The following is a 15,454-nucleotide window of genomic DNA, read 5'->3' as shown; positions in this document are numbered from 1 at the left end:
GAACCGGGCGACGTCGGTGGACGTGCTTCGGGAACCGAAGCATCCTCACGGAGAGTCCCCGCCCTCTCAGAACGGACGCCGCCGCCCCGCCGGGCCGCCCGCCGCCGGCCGCACCTTCTCCCCGCGGGCGCGCTGGCCGGCCAGCCGCATCGCCTCGACGATCATGTCGCTGTTGCCCCGCCCGGTGGCGGGGTCGACGCGCGGGAAGACCAGCGGGCTCGGGTGCGGAGCCCGCGCCACCGTTGCGTCGCGCAACCTCTCCGGCAGTCCGGCCCGCACCAGCCGCGTCCAGGCCCGGGCGGCCGGCTTGCCGAGCAGCACGACCTCCGACGGCGGCGGATCCAGCATCTCGAGCAGCGCGACGAGATATGGCTGCGCCCGGACGGCCTCCTTCTCCAGCGATCGCACGGGCTTCGCCGGGTTCGCGACCCACCACGGCACCACGTTCCAGTGCAGCGAGATGTCGTAGCCGAGCTTGGCGCGCTCGGCGGCGATGTACGTGTTGTGCGCGGTGGGGTCGTTGTTGTGCTTGCTGACGAACCCCGAGCCCTCCTCCGCCTCGCCCGACGGGTCCTGGAGAAGCACGAGCACGCGCGCTCCCGCGCCGCCGCCTGCCGGGTCGAAGTAGGGGAGGTTCTCGTAGGTCGTGTCCCGGACATGGTCGACCCAACGGTTGAGCTCGCCGACCATGCCGTCGAACCGCTGCGCCCAGCGCTCGGCGTGCACCTCGGGGGCGAGGTCGCGGCTGAGCAGCTCGCCCCGCTTGTGGGCGAGCTTGTTCCACACCGGGCGCGTCATCAGCGGCGTTCGAGCAGCACGACCGGGATGGTGCGGTCGGTCTTGGTCTCGTAGTCGGCGAAGCCCGGGTAGTCCTTCTTCTGCTTCTCCCAGATGGGATCGCGCTCGTCGGCGGGCAGGTCGCGCGCGCGGAGGGCCACGGTCTCGGTGCCGATCTCGGCGCTGACGTCGGGGTTCGCGAGCATGTTGTGGTACCAGGCGGGGTGGACGTCGGCGCCGGCGTAGGAGGCAAAGACCGCGTAGGCGTCGCCGACGGCCTGGTACATCATCGGCGTCACGCGCTCGGCTCCGGACTTCCGGCCGGTGTGGTGCAGCAACAGCAACGGCGCACCCTCGAACGGTCCGCCGACGCGCCCCTCGTTGGCGCGGAACTCCTCGATGATCTGCTGATTCCAGTCGCTCACGACGACCATCCTGCCCCTGGGCGGGGTGCTCGGGCCGAGGATGCGGTCGCCCACCCGAGATCGACCGGCGGTGAGCCGTCGCAGGCGAGGACGGTCCAGGCGGTGCTGCTCCACCGGAACACGGCGTCCTGGCCCCACGCCGCGCCGAGGGCGCACGCGGCCACGTCGTCGAGTCCGACCACGAGCGCGCCCTCCTCGGCGTGCGATCCGTCCTCGGCGCCGGCGACCGTGCGCCACCACCGCAGGCCCCGCGCATCGAGGTCCTCCTCGAGACGGGCCTGCCGCGCCGCGTTCTCCGTCGCGCCGGGACGCTCGGCGCCCGGGTTGTGGGCGGTGACGACGTGGACCGGCGCCTCGAAGGGGAACGTCCCGGCGAGGTGGCCCGCCGGGCGCGGTCGGAGGGTCAGGGACAGGTCGGGGACGCGCAGGACCGCGCGCGTGTAGTCCTCGGTCCGCGCGGCTCTGCTCATCGGGACGCGATTCTGCGCGGAACCGCACCTCGACGACGCGCGGACTGCCTACCGTCGCGCCCGTGGCCGACGTGCGGGTGGTGCTCCAGGCGTTGCTGGACGCCGCCCACGGCGTCGACGCGGTCATGGCGGAGCTCGCCGCGCACGACGTCGACGAGCTGGTGACGTCCCGGTCGTCCTTCGGCCACCGGTCCTTGGGAGCCGTCGCGGCCGACTTCGGCGAGCGTTGGTCGCACGGTCTGGCCAACCTCACCGACGACGGCAACGCCCTGGCCCGGGGACTCGATGAGGCGGCGCGTGCGTACGCGGAGGCCGAGGGTCTGGTCGTCGACGAGTTCCGGTGGGGGCGGTGACGACCCGTGCCGGGGCTGGGAGAGACCGCCGACCCGACGGCGCTCGTCCCCGGCGACCCGGACGCCGTGCGGGCGACCCGGACGGCCGTGTCGCGACTCGGCGCGGCGCTCGTCGGGGCGGGGGACGGCCTGCGCCGCATCGACACGGGCGATTGGCAGGGCGAGGCCGCCGAGTCCTTCCGTCGCGTCTTCGCGCCGGTACCGGTGCAGTGGACCGGGACCGGCGAGGCGTTCCTCCGGGCCGCCGACGCGATCGGCGACTACGTCGAGGTCCTCGAGTGGGCCCGGGGCGAGGCGGAGGTCGCGGCGGCGGACTGGGCAGCGGCGCAGGCGCTGAGTGCGCACCCACGCCCCCTGGATCAGGCCGATCCCGGTGAGATGGGGCGGGCGGCGGCGGTCGAGCGCCTGCACGCGGCGCGGGCGGCGGTGGTCGAGGCCGGTGATCGGGCCGCGCCGATCGTCGGCCACGCTCGGGACCTCGCGCCGCCCGCGCCGTCGGTGGCGCAGCAGGTCGGCGGCTTCCTGGGCGACTTCGCCGGCGGCGTGTGGTCGGAGCTCTCGTCGACCGGCCAGTTCCTGTGGCAGGTCAACCCGACCCGCTTCCTCGTCGAGCCCGCGACCGCCGTCGAGGGCTGGGGGGACCTCGCCACCGGCGTCGCCCACACCGTCACGCATCCCGTCGAGACGATCGCCCAGGCCCTGAGCCCGCGCGAGGCCGCCACCAACCCGACGCGCTGGGCGGGCGAGGCGCTCACGGGTGCCGGTCTCTCCGCCGTCGGTGGAGCTGGTGTCGCGGGGCGCGTGGAGCGCACCGTCCACGCGGCCGATGCGGTGGGCTCGGGCGCACCCGACTCTGTCGAAGGCTCGACGCCCTCGTCAGGCCGTTACCGAGGGCGCACAGCGGCGGAGCATGCGGCTACCGGCGGTGCGCACATCGGCCGGCCCGGCGTCTCGCCCGGGCGGCGCATCGTGCCGCGCGAGATGGACACGCCCGAAGAGGTGCGTCAAGTCTTCGACGAGCTGTCGGCGGGGGGCCAGCGCATCGAGGACACGTCACTGCCCGGTGAGATGGTGCTGCTGCCGGACGGGACGCGGGTCATGTACCGACCGGTGGCCGGTTCGACCCAGCTGCCCGTCACCGAGGTCCACAGTCCCGACAACGGGTCCTTCAAGGTCCATCTGCCGAAGAGGTGAGTTTCCTGACGGAGATGACGATCGAGACGGAGATCCTCGAGGAGGGTCGGGGCGACTGGGTCAGCTTCGCGTTCATCAATCAGTGTGTCGGCGTGTACGAGGGGTTCGAGCAGGGGGAGCCCGCCCGGTCCCGACGATCCGTGGAGGTCGCAGCCCACCTGGTGGCGAGCGGCAGGCTGGTGGCCGGGGATCTCACGACGAGTGGGTTCCTGAGGTGGGAGGGCGCGGGCGGCGAGCTGGCGCTCCGTGTCCGCCGGACCGCAGACGAGGTCATTCGGGAGCACGGGTACATCCCACTCGGCGAGGTGTGCTGGTTCGCGGCTCCGGAGCTGCTCGACCGTCTCGACGCGTAGTCGCCCCATGGCCACTGACAGCGAGCTCGAGAGCGACCTCCTCGACGAAGCGCGCGGGGACTGGCTCGATCTGTTCGGTGCGATCGCCGTGGTGAAGATCGTCGAGGGAGGGGAGGGTCGGCTGCCGCTCCTCCGCCGGGCAGGACCGTTGCTCGTCGGGCTGGTGCGCGAGGGCCGACTGGTCTGCGGTGAGCCGGACGCCGAGGGTGGTTTCACGCCCTGGTCCGCCGGCGCCCACGAGGCGGCCGCCGTCGTCGAGGACCACGTGCGCCGCGCGCTGGACGGCGACCTCGTCCTCGTACCCGGTGAGCCCTGCAGTTTCGCGCTGCCGGAAGAGGTCCGCACCACCTGAGGCCCCGAGTTGTCCACAGGCCCCCATGCCGAGGGAACCGATCGGACCTCCCCGCTCTCCAATTCAGGGAGAGCCGAGGAGGCAGACATGGCGAAACCCCCGCGGACGCGGCGGAGCAGGGAACGGACGGTGGCCGGGCGCCACCACGAGGGCAGCGACGACTTCGTGCGCCGCACGCTCGGGCGGCGGGCGGTGCGCGAGGAGCGGTGGGACGGCGAGGTGACGGTCCAGCTCCTCCCGCACCACCTCGCGGCCGGGGAGCTGTCGACCATCGCCGTCGGGCAGGAGCTGCAGGTCGCGCCCGCGATCTACGCCGCCGGGTACCTGCCGGCGCTCTCGGAGACCGAGACGTGGAAGGTCGACGAGTTCGGGTGCTTCGACGGCCGCGGCTCGCTGCTCACGGCCCCGCTCGAGAGCGACCTGTGCAGCTGCCGGGTGGACGTCCTCGACGTCGACGGCAGGCTCTTTCCCGTCAACTGGGCCGCGGCGGAGCCCGGCGAGGGGCGGCTGTGGATCGAGGGCGCGCTCTATCTCGAACCGGAGCTGGCGGCCGGCACCGAGCACGGCGAGGCCGTGGCCCTGTGCCGGCGTCGCTACCGCGTGCGCGAGATCCGCCGGTACCGGCGCACGACCCACCGCCCGGCGGACGCGATGCGCCTCGACGCGGTGCCCGAGCCGGCCGAGGTCACCGACGACGCGATCTACGTGGCCGATCTCCGCCTGGTCGACGACGTCTCGCCACCGTCCCTCGCCGGGGAGGAGGTGGTCGACCGGCGCCCCGGACGATGACTCAGCGACCGCCGCTCCGCTCGCCGCTCGGGCCACCACCGCGACCCTCGCCGCGGCCGGCGTCGCCCCCGCCGCGCCCCTGCTCGCGTCCGGCCTCGCCACGGTCATCGCGACCGCCGCCGCGGCCTCCGGTCGAGGCGTTCGCGCGCGGGGGCGGGTCGTCGCGGGTCGGTGCGGCGGACGGCGAGCTCGGTGCCGGGTCGGCGCTGGACGACGGCGCCGTCGAGCTCGCAGGTGCGGACGGAGACGACGGCGCCACCGAGCCCCCGCCCTGCGGACGAGCAGAGCCACCGGAGCCACCGCCAGGAGCGCGACCATCCGGCGAGCCACCCGCGGCTGCGCCGCCGACGGGCCCACCGCCGACGGCCGAGGCGCCCGCGGGTCCACTGCCGACGGGCCCACCACCACCCGGCACGACGCCGACCGCTCCGCCCGGTCCCGGCCCGCTGGCCGCCGCGAGCGAGGGGGGACCCGCGCCGTCTGTCGCAGGCGGCGCCCCGCCCGGGCCGAGATCGTCGATCGCCGGAGCGGCCGGGCCGGCGCCCACCGCGCCGGGGCCGGGGATCACGGCGCCGAGCCCGGGCGCCGGGCCGGTGCCCGCGGCCGGGCCGGCGGAGTCGCCCGCGAGCCCGGTCGCGTCGATGTTCGCCGTGGCGGCCGCGACGCCGAGCGCGGCCGCGGAGGCGGCGGCGAGGCAGGCGGCGGCGAACGGCAGGCGGCGGTCCCGCGACTCGTCGAGGGGCGGGGTGGTGGCCGGTCCGGTCGCCGCCGCGTCGACCACGGGTGCCGAGGCCACGACCGACACGCGCGCGGGAGCACGACCCGCCGCGTGCGGCAGCTCCGCGCGCGGACCCAGGGCGGCGATCTCGCGGGCCGCGACGACACCGGGGCTCGTCACCCCGGACGGGACACCGAGGAGGTGGGCGAACGCGAGCGCACCGTGGACGAGACGGCGCTCGACGACGTCGGGCGGGACAGCGTCGAGCGCGGCGATCTCGGGCACCGCCATGCCGTGCGACCAGCGCAGGACCAGCGCCCGGCGCTGCACCGACGGCAGGCCCTCGAGGGCCTGCTGGGCCCGTACCAGGGGCGGGGCGACGCCAGGCGCCATCACGACCGTCCGGTCGCTCGCCGGCACGGACGCGCGCGACCCTCCGGGCACGGTCACCGCGCCCCACCGCGAGGGCGCCGCCCGCCCGGCGGTCACGTCCGCCCGGTCTCGTCGATCCGCGCGCCGTGGTCGGCGTGTACCGGGTGGACCGCGGTGTTCGCGTCACCCTGTGCCGCGGCGACGGCGAGGTGGCGCTGGCCGTCGCGGTGCGGGAGCTGGCCCGACAGCGACTCGAGGAGGCGGCCGAGGTCCGTGCGCACGCCGTCGTGCAGGCCCTTGAGGCGCTGGAGCTCGTTCTCGGCCTCGGTGTGGCGCCGGCGGATGCTCGACTCGGTGTCGTCGCGACGGCGCTGGGCCTCGGCCTCGGCCTCGCGGGTGATCTGCTCGGCGCCCATCCGCGCCTCCGCGAGCGTCTGCTCGGCCTCCTCGCGGGTGGCGGAGGCCTGCTCGTCGAGCTCGCGCTCCCGCTCGTCGAGGTCGGCGCGGCGTCGCGCGGCCTCCTCGTCGAGCGCGGCCCGCCGGGCGGCCAGGTTCTGCTCGATGTCCTGGCGGTGCGAGTCGGCCTCCTTGCGCGTGGGCTCCATCAGCGCCGACGCCTCGCGCGCCGCGGTGGCGCGGGCGTTCGCGGCCTCCTGCTCGGCGACGCGCAGCACGCGCTCGATGCGGTGGCCGAAGCCGTTCTGCACGGCCTCGCCCTCGCCGTCGGACGGACGCTCGTTCCGGCGGAGGCGGGTCAGCTCCGCCTCGGCCTCGTCCGCGCGCTGCTGCTCCTGCTGGTGCGCGTGTTCGAGCACCTCGACCCGCGACAGCAGGGCCTGGACGTGTCCGTCGACCTGGTTCGGGTTGTAACCCCGCTTCGTCAGGTCGAACACATTGATCTGAGTGGCGTCACCCGACTGGCTCACAAGGCGGACCATAGCTCACCCGTTCGCGCGTCATCACCCCCTGTCCGCAATACCTCAGTGACCCGATCGTGACCACTGGAACCACAGACGTGTCGTTCGATCGACCTACGACCAGACCAGCTCCGCCGTCCGCACGACCGTCTCCAGCTTGCGTCGCTGGTCGTCCGCCGAGAGCTCGTTGCCCTCCCAGGTGCTGGCGAACCCGCACTGCGGGCTGAGGGCCAGCTGCCCCAGGGGCAGGACCGACGCCGCCTCGTCGATCCGCCGGCGCAGGTCGTCGACGGACTCCGGCTCGGGGTGCTTGGTGGTGACCAGGCCGAGGACCGCGGTGCTGTCGGGCCGCACGTGGCGCAGCGCGCCGAAGCCGCCGGCGCGGGCGTCGTCGTACTCGAGCAGCAGCCGGTCGTAGCGCGCCTCCGAGAACAGGACCTCGCCCATCTCGTCGTAGGGCACGGTGCTCTCGTACATGCTGCGGTAGTTGCCGCGGCAGATGTGGATGCCGGTGACGACCTCGTCGGGCAGACCGTCGAACACCCGCCGGTCGGTGCGCACGTACTCGGCCAGCCGCTCCTGCCAGCGCTCGGGGTCGGGGAAGAGCCGCCGGTTGTCCAGGAACGTGTACTTGGGCGCGTCGAGCTGCAGGTAGCGCACCCCGGCGTCGGCCAGCGCCCGCGCCTGCCGGTTCATGATCGCGACGAGGTCGTCGAGGAACTCCTGCGGGTCCGGGTAGGCGCGGTCGGAGACGCCGGCGGTCCAGTAGCTCAGGAAGTTGGTCGGGACGGGCAGGGTCACCTTCACCGGCCGGTCGGCGTGGGTCAGCACGAACCCCGCCTCGACGTCGACGAGGCTGCCGCGCTCGGTGAGGCGCGACGCCACCACCGGCGAGGTGTGCGAGGCGGTCCGCCCGTCATCGCTCGTCCACGTCCGCGTGAAGCCCTCGGGGTCGAACCCGTCGGTGACGTCGAGGACCGGGCCGTGCCAGATGCGCCGACGCATCTCGCCGTCCCCGACCACCGGCAGCCCCACGGATCGCTGCAGCTCGAGCACCTCGAGCACCGCCTGGTCCTGCAGCGGGCGGAGGTCGGTGACGCCGATCTCCATGGCGTCCCGGAGCAGGGGCGGCCGCAGGAAGCTGCCGACCGTCTCGGCCCTGATGGTCACGTCAGCCATCCCGACGCACCCTCTCGGCGGCCTGCGCGGCGGCGGTCATCTTCGCGATGGCCAGGTTCCGCGGCACCCGCCGCAGCCCGCAGTCGGTCGAGATCTCCAGCGCCTCCGGGCTCCGGTACTTCAGGCACGTCCGGAGGCGTTCGACGAGGTCGTCGGGGGTCTCGGCGTAGTGCGTCTTGATGTCGACGAGACCCGCCGAGAGGATCCGGCCCGGGTCCCACTGGCCGACGAGGTCGATCTCGGCCATCTCCCGCCCGCCGAACTCCAGGCTGAACCCGTGGACGTGGGCGTCGAGCAGGGTCGGGAAGAGCCAGCGGTAGGTCCGCTTGGCGTAGGGCAGGCGCCGGAACGAGCCGAAGCAGATGTGCACGGTGAAGGTGCAGCCGTCGAACCCGTCGACGACCTTGTTGATGATCTCGACCATCGACGCGGGGCTGCGGTCGTCGTCCGCGACGGCCGGGGTGATCGGCTCCTCGAGCTGGATGTAGTCGCAGCCGGCGTCCAGCAGCTCGCGGATGTGCCCGCGCAGCGCCGGCACCAGCGCCTCCGCGCAGGCCTTGCGCGACGGGTAGACGTCGCGGAAGTCCAGCTCGGTCGTCATCCCGTACGGCCCCGGCATCCCGACGCGTGGGCGTCGGTCGGTGGCGGCGCGCAGGAAGCGGTACTCGCCGACGAAGTCCCACATCCAGGCGAGCTCGTCGAGCGGCTGGGTGACCTTCCAGACGTCGAGCATGTCGTAGCCCAGCGCGCCGAGACGCCGCGGCGCGGGCTGCAGCTCGAGGCCGGGCAGCGCGGCGGTGATGTTCTCGATCCAGCCGCGGCGCCGGTGCTCCCCGTCGGTGACGATGTCGAGCCCGCAGCGCTCCTGGTCGTCGATCGCCAGGCGGCAGTAGTCGTCGTAGAGCTCGCGCTCGTCGTCGGGCCCGAGGCGTCCCGCGGCCTCCGCCGGCTCGACGACGTCCCACCAGCCCGGACGGGCCCAGCCGCCGGTCGTCGTCACCGCGATCTCGGTGTTGACGGTCATCAGCCCTCCTCGAAGCGCATGCCGGTGGCGGCGACGATCTCGTCGTGCACGCCGCCGCCGCTGCTGGCGACGACGTCGTAGCGGGTGGAGGCGTCGCGGCGCTGCCCGTCGAAGTCGGTGACGCGCCCGCCGGCCTCCTCGACGAGCAGCCGCCCGCCCGCCACGTCCCACGGCGGCATGTCGCGCTCGACGTAGCCGCCGAGGTGACCGGCGGCGATGTGCGCCATGACCAGGGCCGGGGCGCCCGGGAAGCGCACGCCGCCCGACACCGTGAGCATCGCCCGCATCAGCCGGGCGAACTCGGCGATGACGACCGGGTCGGACGACTGCGCCTGCACCACCACGACGACCTCGGCGGCGCGGGTCGCCGGGGACACCTGCAGCGGGCGCCCGTTGCACGTCGCGCCCCCGCCGCGGACGGCGGCGTAGAGCTCGTCGCGCAGCGGGTCGTAGACCGCGGCGACGACCGGGTCGCCGTCGAGCGTCACCGACACCGCCGTCGCGAACCACGGGAAGCCATCGATGAACGCGCGCGTGCCGTCGAGCGGGTCGACCCACCAGCGCAGGCCGGCCGCCGGGGTGCTCGTGTCCGGCGCGTCCTCCTCGCCGAGCACGACGTCGTCGGGCCGCTCGGCCGTGATGGCTGCGATGACGGCCTCCTGCGCGGCGAGGTCGGCCGAGGAGCTGACGTCCACGCGGGTGTCCTTGAGCGTCACCTCGAGGATCTTGTCCTGGTACTCGAGGAGCACCGCGCCACCGGCGCGGGCGGCGCGCTCGGCCACGCCGGCCAGTTCGGCGAGGTCGGGCGTCACCCCAGCACCTCCACCACGCCGCGGTCGCCGTCGATGCGCACGCGGTCGCCGGTCCTGATCGTCGAGGTGGCGACCCCCGTGCCGACCACGCAGGGCAGGCCGTACTCGCGGGCGATGATCGCGGTGTGCGACAGGGTGCCGCCGGTGTCGGTGACGCACCCCCGGACCAGCCCGAACACCGGCGTCCACTCGGTGGTCGTGCCGCCGCAGACGAGGATGTCGCCGTCGCGGACCTGGTCGATGTCCTGCGCGGCGCGGATCACGCGCGCGGTGCCGACGACGGTGCCGCGCGCGGCGGCGAACCCGGACAGCGTCGCCGTCGCCTGCTGTCCCTTGATCGTCGCGAAGTAGTCCGGGGTGAGGCCGAACAGCTCGGTCATGATCGGGTCGTTGACGGCGTCGGGCACGGTGCCGACGACGGGCGGCAGCTCGCTCCCGCGCGCCGACCAGTGGTCGTAGTAGTCGCGGCGCGCGGTGACCAGCGAGCGGCAGTCGGCCGGGCCGCCGCCGGTGAGCAGGTCGAGCAGCTCGTGGCGGAAGAGGAAGAAGACGTCCTCGCGCGCGTCGAGCCCCCCGTCGGCGACCAGCCGGTCGGCGGCGGCGAGGGTCAGGCGCCGGATCGGCAGGTGGATGCGGCGGTCGATGAGGAAGTTGTGCTCCTCGTTCCACCAGACGAAGTTCGCGGAGCGGTTCGAGGCGAGCGCCTCGTCGAAGCGGGCACGGTCCTCCTCGGCGATCGCCGCGCGCGCGGCGTCCACGAGGCGGTCGCGCTCGGCGAGCACCTCGCGCCGGGCCGCGGCGAAGTCGTGGCCCTCGGGCCGGGTGAGGAACTCGCGGATCGTGCCCAGCGGCGTCGCCGGGTGCTCGGCCCACGAGGGCCGGTCCATCGTCGCGGTCTCGTCGGTGCGCTGGCCCCAGACCGCGAGGAACGCCTCGAGCTCCGCCCACCACCGGGCGCCGCCGGGCGTCCCGTCCAGCGCCGCGCGCACACCCTCGACGGTGGGCTCGGCGAGGGCCCCGTCGACACCGAGCTCGCGGGCGCGCCCGGCGAGCCGCCAGAGCCCCTCGTCGGTCTGCAGGTACGCGGTCTCCTCGCCGGCGAGCCACTTGGGGATCTGTCCGGTCTCGAGCCCGAGGTCGGTGACCAGCTGGAACAGCGCGACGTAGTTGGCCGCGAGCAGGTACATGACCTCGAAGTGCACGCCCCAGCCGCGCCGGTGGAAGGCGATCGCGTCGACCAGCGCAGCGTGCAGCTCGTCGCGCCCCATGGCCTCGACGTCGAGAGCGTCGAAGTGCGCGTAGGCGGCCTCGAGCTCGGCGCGGTAGCCCGCCCAGTAGCCCGCGAAGTCGGCCAGGCGCGGTCCGGCGAACGCCCCGAAGCGCTCGGCGCGGGCGCCCATCTGCCACAGCGAGGTGATCGGGCACTGGCCGAGGTAGACGTGGACGCCGGCGATCCGGTTGACCATGCCGGCGGTCGGCGGGATGCCCACGATCTCGGCGCCGTACTGGGTGCCCCAGGTCTGCGCGTCCTCGAGCAGCCCCATGCTCGCCGGCGTGATGCCCTCGGCGAAGTGCTGCGAGTCGCGCATCCAGAAGCGGCCCTCGTCGGCGCGCGTGAACGGCGCGAGCGGCTCGGCGAGGAACGGCCGCGACTCCAGCCGCGGCTCGTACCCGGGGTAGAAGTCGCCGTCGGCGTACTCGCCGAGGGGCACGACCGTGGTCGACTCTTCCGTGGTCGTCACCGGCTCACGTCCTCGTGCTGGGGGTGCGGTGCCGACGGACGCTAGGAGCGGGTCACCGATGGCCGGTAGCCGCTTCCGGCGAGGGCGTCCGGTTCCGGCCGCGTGGCTGTGGCCCTTGACACCCTCTCCGGGCCCGGCCAGCGTCGGGCGCGGCACGAGGAGGTGCGGGGCATGGCGGGTGCGACGGCGGTCCTCCGCGGGGGCTTCCGCACCAGCCACCCCGATGAGGCCCACGAGCGCACAGAGCAGCTCATGACCGGTCACCGGATGACCGTGAGCCGCGACGGGGCCGCGTTCGGCGCCGACGTCCGGTGGGTGGCCGGCGAGGGTCTGGGGCTGCTGCGGTTCTCCTACGGCGCTGCCGTCGAGATCCGCTCCCATCCCCTCGACGCCTTCGCCACCGTCCACCTGCCCGTGCGCGGCGGCTTCCGCGCCGAGCACCGGGGCATGCGCGTGCGCGCCGACACCGCGTACGGCGCGGTGTTCTCGTCGTCCGGACCGCTGACGATGCGGTGGGACGCGGGCCTCGACCTGCTCGTCCTCAAGATCGACCGGGCGGACCTCGAGCGCGAGCTCGGCGCCCTGCTCGGCCGGCCGCCCGACGGCCCGCTGGCCTTCGACCTCGAGATGCCGCGCGCCGGCGGCACCGTGAGCGGGGCGGCGGAGCTGGTGCGCAGCACGTGCGCCGCCGCCGGTCCCGAGGGCCCGCCGCCGCGGGTCTGGGCGGCGCTGAAGAACGCGGCGTCGACCGCGCTGCTGCTCGGGCACCCGCACTCGTTCACCGACGCCCTGCGCGCGCCCGCCCCGCCGGCGTCGTCGACGGTGGTGCGCCGGGTGCTCGACCGGGCGGCCGCCGACCCCGCCCGCCCCCCGACCGCGCCGGAGCTCGCGCGCCTGACCGGCGTCAGTGAGCGGACCCTGCGCACGATCTTCCACGCGGAGTTCGGTGTCGGGCCGGTGACCTACCTGCGCCGCCGGCGCCTCGACGCCGTCCACCGCGAGCTCGTCGACCTCGACCCGGCGGGCGCCACGACCGTCGCCGACGTCGCCCACCGGCACGGCTTCGCGCACGCCGGACGCTTCGCGGCGGAGTACCGGACACGGTTCGGGGAGGCGCCGAGCACGACGTTGGGTCGCTGACCCGCGTCCCGAGGACACGGGTCGGCATCTGGACCCCATGCCCTCCCCGGAGCACCATCCGGGACATGGGGGACGCGGTACCGGTGGGGGAGGACGACGTCGCCGGAGCCGCGGCCGCCGCGGCGCGGGCCTTCGCCGACGACGGCATGTTCACGTTCGTCTTCCCCGACGCGGCCGCGCGTCCGGCCAAGCTCGACCGCTTCTTCCGCGGCGCCGTCCGCTACGGCCGCCTCGCGGGTCGCGCGCTGACGACACCCGAGCGCGCCGGCGTCGCGATCTGGCTGCCGCCGGGCGCGACGGGCATGTCCCTGGTCGGCATGGCCCGCGCCGGCATGCTCGCCTTCCCCGTGACACTCGGGCCGGGCGCGTTCCGGCGGTTCGCCGCCTACACGTCCTGGCTCGACGGGCAGCGCCGGGCGCTCGTCCCCGACCCGCACTGGTTCCTGCTGGCCCTCGGTGTCGATCCCGTGTGGCAGCGCCGCGGGGTGGGCACCACGCTCCTGGCCCCGACGCTCGCCGACGCCGATCGTCGCGGCCTCCCGGCGTACCTCGAGACCACGAGCGAGGCGAACGTCGCCTGGTACCAGCGGGTCGGCTTCACGGTCGCGCGCGAGGCCGTCCCGGACACCGCCGGTCCCCGGACGTGGCTGATGCTCCGCGAGGTGGCCTGACAGGATCTCGCGAGGGGGGACCGATCGTGACGTTGATGCCCGAGGCGCTCGGCCGTCGGCGCCGCCCGACGCTCGTCGCGCTGGCCCTCGCCGCCCCAGTCGTGCTGATCGCCGGCGCGCTCGTCGCGGAGGCCGTGCAGCCGGTCGGCTCCTACGACGCGGTCGGTCAGACGATCAGCACGCTCGCGGGCCGCGGCGCGACCGACCGGTGGATCATGGGCGCCGCCCTGACCCTGCTCGGCGTGCTCTACGTGCTGATCGCCGCCGGGCTGCGTGGCGTCCCCACCGCGGCGCGGGCGATCCTGGGCGGCGGCGGGGTCGCCGTGATCGTCGCCGCGCTCGCCGTCCAGCCCGCGCACGGCAGCTCGACGATCCACATGGCCGGCACCGTGACCGCCGCCGTCGCGTTCGTGCTCTGGCCCGTCCCGCTGATCGCCGACCGCAGCCTCGACCCCGCGCTGCGGCGTGGCTCCGCGGTGGCCGTCTCCGGCATGCTGGGGCTGCTCGCGTGGCTGTGCGCGCAGGCCTGGACCGACGGGACCTGGCTCGGGGTGGCCGAGCGCGCGCTGATCCTCGGCGAGACCGTGTGGCCGATCGTCGTCGTGGGGTGGCCCGTGCGCCGTGTCCGCCCGTCGCCGGCCGTCCTCGCGGTGCTCGGCCCCGTCGTGTTCGTCGCCGGCCTCCTCGCCGCGCAGGCGGCCCAGCCGCTGCCCGACCCGTGGAACCAGTCGGCGAGCGCGCTGTCGAGCCTCGGCGCGACGAGTCGCTGGATCATGGCCGGCACGCTCGTGCTGGTCGGCGCCCTCACGGTGCTCACCGCCCTGGGCCTGCGCCCCCGCGTCCCGTCGACGTCGTGGCGCCTGCTCGCCGCGGGCGGCGCGTTCCTCGTGGTCGCGGGCCTGAGCCCGCAGCCCGTCGGTGGCTATTCGGCGGTGCACATGGTCGCCGGCGGCCTGGCCTGGGCGGCCTACACGCTCTGGCCCCTGGGCCTCGTGGCCGCGCCGACCCTCGACCGGCGGCTGCGCCTCGCCTCGGCGATCGCGACCGTCGTCCTGGCCGCGCTCGTCGTGTGGTTCACGGCCCAGCTCGTCACCAACGGCACCTGGTACGGCCTCTCCCAGCGGATCGTGATCCTCGCCCAGGCGATCTGGCCGGTCGTGGTCGCCGCCCATGTGAGCGAACTTCGGGGTTATCGGCCCGAAGTTCGCTCACATGGGGCTGAACAGCGCTGACAGCGCCGGCGCGACGTCCCGGTGGTCGCGCACCAGCCGGCAGCGTCCCCGCCCGACGCGGGCGAGCTCGCGCCCCAGCTCCACGTCGCGCTCGCCGGAGACGTCGAGCAGCACGTCGAGCCGCGGCAGGCGACCGGCGATCCCGCGCGGGTCGGGGCCCGCGTTGTGCACCGCGTCGGAGAGCAGCAGCACCCGCGCGTCGCCCGACCCGGCCTGCGTGATGAGCCGCGCGGCCGTGGTCAGCGCGAACGCGACGTTGGTCAGCCCGCGGGTGGGGACGCGCAGGAGGAGGTCGAGCACCGCGAGCGGGGCCACGCGCTCGCCGGGCCGCACGAGCACCGCGGCGTCGGACCAGAACGCGACCACCGCCAGCCGGTCGCGCCCCAGCTCGCCGGCCAGCGCGCCGACGGTCGCGGCCGCGGTCAGCGCGCGCTCCCCGGTCATCGACCCCGAGACGTCGACGGCGAGCACCACCGTCCGCGCGGTGCGCAGCCGCTCGCGGACGATGAGGTCCTCGTCCTCGGGCAGCGGGTTGGTGGCGAGCACCTCGACGGTCGGGTCGAGATCGAGGTCGTCGCCCGCGCCGTGCCAGCGGGTGCTGACCAGCTCGCCCGCCACCCCGGTGTGCCGGTCCTCCGCGGTCGGCGGGCGCAGGCTCAGGCGCCGGGCGATCCGCCGGGACCGGGCGCGGGCGACATCATCGACGCGGGACGAGCCCAGGTCCTCCAGCGCCACGAGCTCGGCCGGCTCGTCGGACGCCCCCGGCGCCGTCGGCCCGCCGACCGACCGGTCACCGCGCCGGCGCCGCCGCGTGCCCTCCGAGAGCACGAGCCCCCCGCCCGCGCCGGCACGCTCGTAGAGCGCCGGCTCGTCGGTGAGCTTCTTCGGCTTCCGGCGCAGCGGGCGCGTCGACCGGTGCACGAGCGGACCGTCC

The 15,454-nt window shown here is 75.0% G+C and carries 18 protein-coding genes; 8 read left to right on the top strand and 10 right to left on the bottom strand.

What is annotated here, in order from left to right; translation table 11 throughout:
• Positions 1-66 precede the first annotated feature (66 nt).
• From PHK61_RS13135 to PHK61_RS13125, 3 genes are read right to left on the bottom strand one after another with little or no spacing between them, the layout of a single operon-like run.
• Positions 67-798 carry a uracil-DNA glycosylase gene (locus tag PHK61_RS13135; RefSeq protein ID WP_274281429.1) on the bottom strand — a complete coding sequence of 244 codons (732 nt, stop codon included), beginning with the start codon at positions 796-798 and terminating at the stop codon, positions 67-69.
• The gene (locus PHK61_RS13130) at positions 798-1,211 is read right to left on the bottom strand and encodes a nitroreductase family deazaflavin-dependent oxidoreductase (protein WP_274281428.1); all 414 of its coding nucleotides are present in this window, start codon (positions 1,209-1,211) and stop codon (positions 798-800) included. Before PHK61_RS13130 ends, PHK61_RS13135 begins: the two co-directional genes overlap by 1 nt.
• Positions 1,199-1,672 (bottom strand): DUF3293 domain-containing protein, encoded by a 474-nt coding sequence (locus PHK61_RS13125; protein ID WP_274281427.1) that lies wholly within the window; start codon positions 1,670-1,672, stop codon positions 1,199-1,201. Before PHK61_RS13125 ends, PHK61_RS13130 begins: the two co-directional genes overlap by 13 nt.
• A gap of 62 nt (positions 1,673-1,734) precedes the next feature.
• Between PHK61_RS13125 and PHK61_RS13120 the strand changes: the two genes are divergently transcribed.
• The 5 genes from PHK61_RS13120 (at position 1,735) to PHK61_RS13100 (ending at position 4,713) form a co-directional block, all read left to right on the top strand.
• Positions 1,735-2,025: a hypothetical protein gene (locus tag PHK61_RS13120; RefSeq protein WP_274281426.1), complete on the top strand. Its 291-nt coding sequence runs from the start codon at positions 1,735-1,737 to the stop codon at positions 2,023-2,025.
• A gap of 6 nt (positions 2,026-2,031) precedes the next feature.
• A complete protein-coding gene (locus PHK61_RS13115) occupies positions 2,032-3,219 on the top strand; it encodes a WXG100 family type VII secretion target (RefSeq protein WP_274281425.1) in 1,188 nt (395 codons plus the stop codon).
• Positions 3,216-3,572: a hypothetical protein gene (locus tag PHK61_RS13110; RefSeq protein WP_274281424.1), complete on the top strand. Its 357-nt coding sequence runs from the start codon at positions 3,216-3,218 to the stop codon at positions 3,570-3,572. The genes PHK61_RS13115 and PHK61_RS13110 overlap by 4 nt, the downstream gene beginning before the upstream one ends.
• Before the next feature lie 7 nt (positions 3,573-3,579).
• Positions 3,580-3,924 (top strand): hypothetical protein, encoded by a 345-nt coding sequence (locus PHK61_RS13105; protein ID WP_274281423.1) that lies wholly within the window; start codon positions 3,580-3,582, stop codon positions 3,922-3,924.
• An 87-nt stretch (positions 3,925-4,011) separates the two neighbouring features.
• Positions 4,012-4,713, top strand: coding sequence for a hypothetical protein (locus PHK61_RS13100; RefSeq protein ID WP_274281422.1), 702 nt, complete (start codon positions 4,012-4,014; stop codon positions 4,711-4,713).
• A gap of 1 nt (position 4,714) precedes the next feature.
• On the opposite strand, the gene PHK61_RS13095 is transcribed toward PHK61_RS13100, so the two are convergent.
• The 6 genes from PHK61_RS13095 to PHK61_RS13070 all read right to left on the bottom strand — a co-directional run bounded on the left by PHK61_RS13095 (position 4,715) and on the right by PHK61_RS13070 (position 11,477).
• The gene (locus PHK61_RS13095) at positions 4,715-5,920 is read right to left on the bottom strand and encodes a sigma-70 RNA polymerase sigma factor region 4 domain-containing protein (RefSeq protein WP_274281421.1); all 1,206 of its coding nucleotides are present in this window, start codon (positions 5,918-5,920) and stop codon (positions 4,715-4,717) included.
• Positions 5,917-6,729 carry a hypothetical protein gene (locus PHK61_RS13090; RefSeq protein ID WP_274281420.1) on the bottom strand — a complete coding sequence of 271 codons (813 nt, stop codon included), beginning with the start codon at positions 6,727-6,729 and terminating at the stop codon, positions 5,917-5,919. Before PHK61_RS13090 ends, PHK61_RS13095 begins: the two co-directional genes overlap by 4 nt.
• Positions 6,730-6,834: 105 nt before the next feature.
• Positions 6,835-7,899, bottom strand: coding sequence for a cobalamin-independent methionine synthase II family protein (locus tag PHK61_RS13085; RefSeq protein ID WP_274281419.1), 1,065 nt, complete (start codon positions 7,897-7,899; stop codon positions 6,835-6,837).
• On the bottom strand, positions 7,892-8,923 hold the full coding sequence (locus PHK61_RS13080; protein ID WP_274281418.1) for a cobalamin-independent methionine synthase II family protein: 1,032 nt from the start codon (positions 8,921-8,923) through the stop codon (positions 7,892-7,894). Before PHK61_RS13080 ends, PHK61_RS13085 begins: the two co-directional genes overlap by 8 nt.
• Entirely contained in the window at positions 8,923-9,735 is an 813-nt protein-coding gene (locus PHK61_RS13075; RefSeq protein ID WP_274281417.1) for an inositol monophosphatase family protein, read from the bottom strand. Before PHK61_RS13075 ends, PHK61_RS13080 begins: the two co-directional genes overlap by 1 nt.
• On the bottom strand, positions 9,732-11,477 hold the full coding sequence (locus tag PHK61_RS13070) for a PEP-utilizing enzyme (RefSeq protein WP_274281416.1): 1,746 nt from the start codon (positions 11,475-11,477) through the stop codon (positions 9,732-9,734). Before PHK61_RS13070 ends, PHK61_RS13075 begins: the two co-directional genes overlap by 4 nt.
• A gap of 171 nt (positions 11,478-11,648) precedes the next feature.
• Between PHK61_RS13070 and PHK61_RS13065 the strand changes: the two genes are divergently transcribed.
• From PHK61_RS13065 to PHK61_RS13055, 3 genes are all read left to right on the top strand, one after another.
• Entirely contained in the window at positions 11,649-12,617 is a 969-nt protein-coding gene (locus PHK61_RS13065) for an AraC family transcriptional regulator (RefSeq protein ID WP_274281415.1), read from the top strand.
• A 65-nt stretch (positions 12,618-12,682) separates the two neighbouring features.
• On the top strand, positions 12,683-13,288 hold the full coding sequence (locus tag PHK61_RS13060) for a GNAT family N-acetyltransferase (RefSeq protein ID WP_274281414.1): 606 nt from the start codon (positions 12,683-12,685) through the stop codon (positions 13,286-13,288).
• A gap of 35 nt (positions 13,289-13,323) precedes the next feature.
• Positions 13,324-14,520, top strand: a complete 1,197-nt coding sequence (locus tag PHK61_RS13055) for a DUF998 domain-containing protein (RefSeq protein ID WP_274281505.1) — start codon at positions 13,324-13,326, stop codon at positions 14,518-14,520.
• On the opposite strand, the gene PHK61_RS13050 is transcribed toward PHK61_RS13055, so the two are convergent.
• Positions 14,497-15,441 (bottom strand): vWA domain-containing protein, encoded by a 945-nt coding sequence (locus tag PHK61_RS13050; protein ID WP_274281413.1) that lies wholly within the window; start codon positions 15,439-15,441, stop codon positions 14,497-14,499. The two genes, PHK61_RS13055 and PHK61_RS13050, sit on opposite strands and share 24 nt — an antisense overlap.
• Positions 15,442-15,454 lie beyond the last annotated feature (13 nt).

The organism is Actinomycetospora lutea (assembly GCF_028737205.1).
Classification (GTDB): Bacteria; Actinomycetota; Actinomycetes; order Mycobacteriales; family Pseudonocardiaceae; genus Actinomycetospora; species Actinomycetospora lutea.
Note: the sequence above shows the minus strand (reverse complement) of the source record. Positions and strands in the feature narration are given on the sequence as shown.

Excerpts from the sequence above, each read along its gene's own strand:
- PHK61_RS13135 (WP_274281429.1), bottom strand. The coding sequence starts at position 798 with ATGACGCGCCCGGTGTGGAACAAGCTCGCCCACAAGCGGGGCGAGCTG.
- PHK61_RS13130 (WP_274281428.1), bottom strand. The coding sequence starts at position 1,211 with ATGGTCGTCGTGAGCGACTGGAATCAGCAGATCATCGAGGAGTTCCGC.
- PHK61_RS13125 (WP_274281427.1), bottom strand. The coding sequence starts at position 1,672 with ATGAGCAGAGCCGCGCGGACCGAGGACTACACGCGCGCGGTCCTGCGC.
- PHK61_RS13105 (WP_274281423.1), top strand. The coding sequence starts at position 3,580 with ATGGCCACTGACAGCGAGCTCGAGAGCGACCTCCTCGACGAAGCGCGC.
- PHK61_RS13100 (WP_274281422.1), top strand. The coding sequence starts at position 4,012 with ATGGCGAAACCCCCGCGGACGCGGCGGAGCAGGGAACGGACGGTGGCC.
- PHK61_RS13085 (WP_274281419.1), bottom strand. The coding sequence starts at position 7,899 with ATGGCTGACGTGACCATCAGGGCCGAGACGGTCGGCAGCTTCCTGCGG.
- PHK61_RS13080 (WP_274281418.1), bottom strand. The coding sequence starts at position 8,923 with ATGACCGTCAACACCGAGATCGCGGTGACGACGACCGGCGGCTGGGCC.
- PHK61_RS13065 (WP_274281415.1), top strand. The coding sequence starts at position 11,649 with ATGGCGGGTGCGACGGCGGTCCTCCGCGGGGGCTTCCGCACCAGCCAC.
- PHK61_RS13060 (WP_274281414.1), top strand. The coding sequence starts at position 12,683 with ATGGGGGACGCGGTACCGGTGGGGGAGGACGACGTCGCCGGAGCCGCG.
- PHK61_RS13055 (WP_274281505.1), top strand. The coding sequence starts at position 13,324 with ATGCCCGAGGCGCTCGGCCGTCGGCGCCGCCCGACGCTCGTCGCGCTG.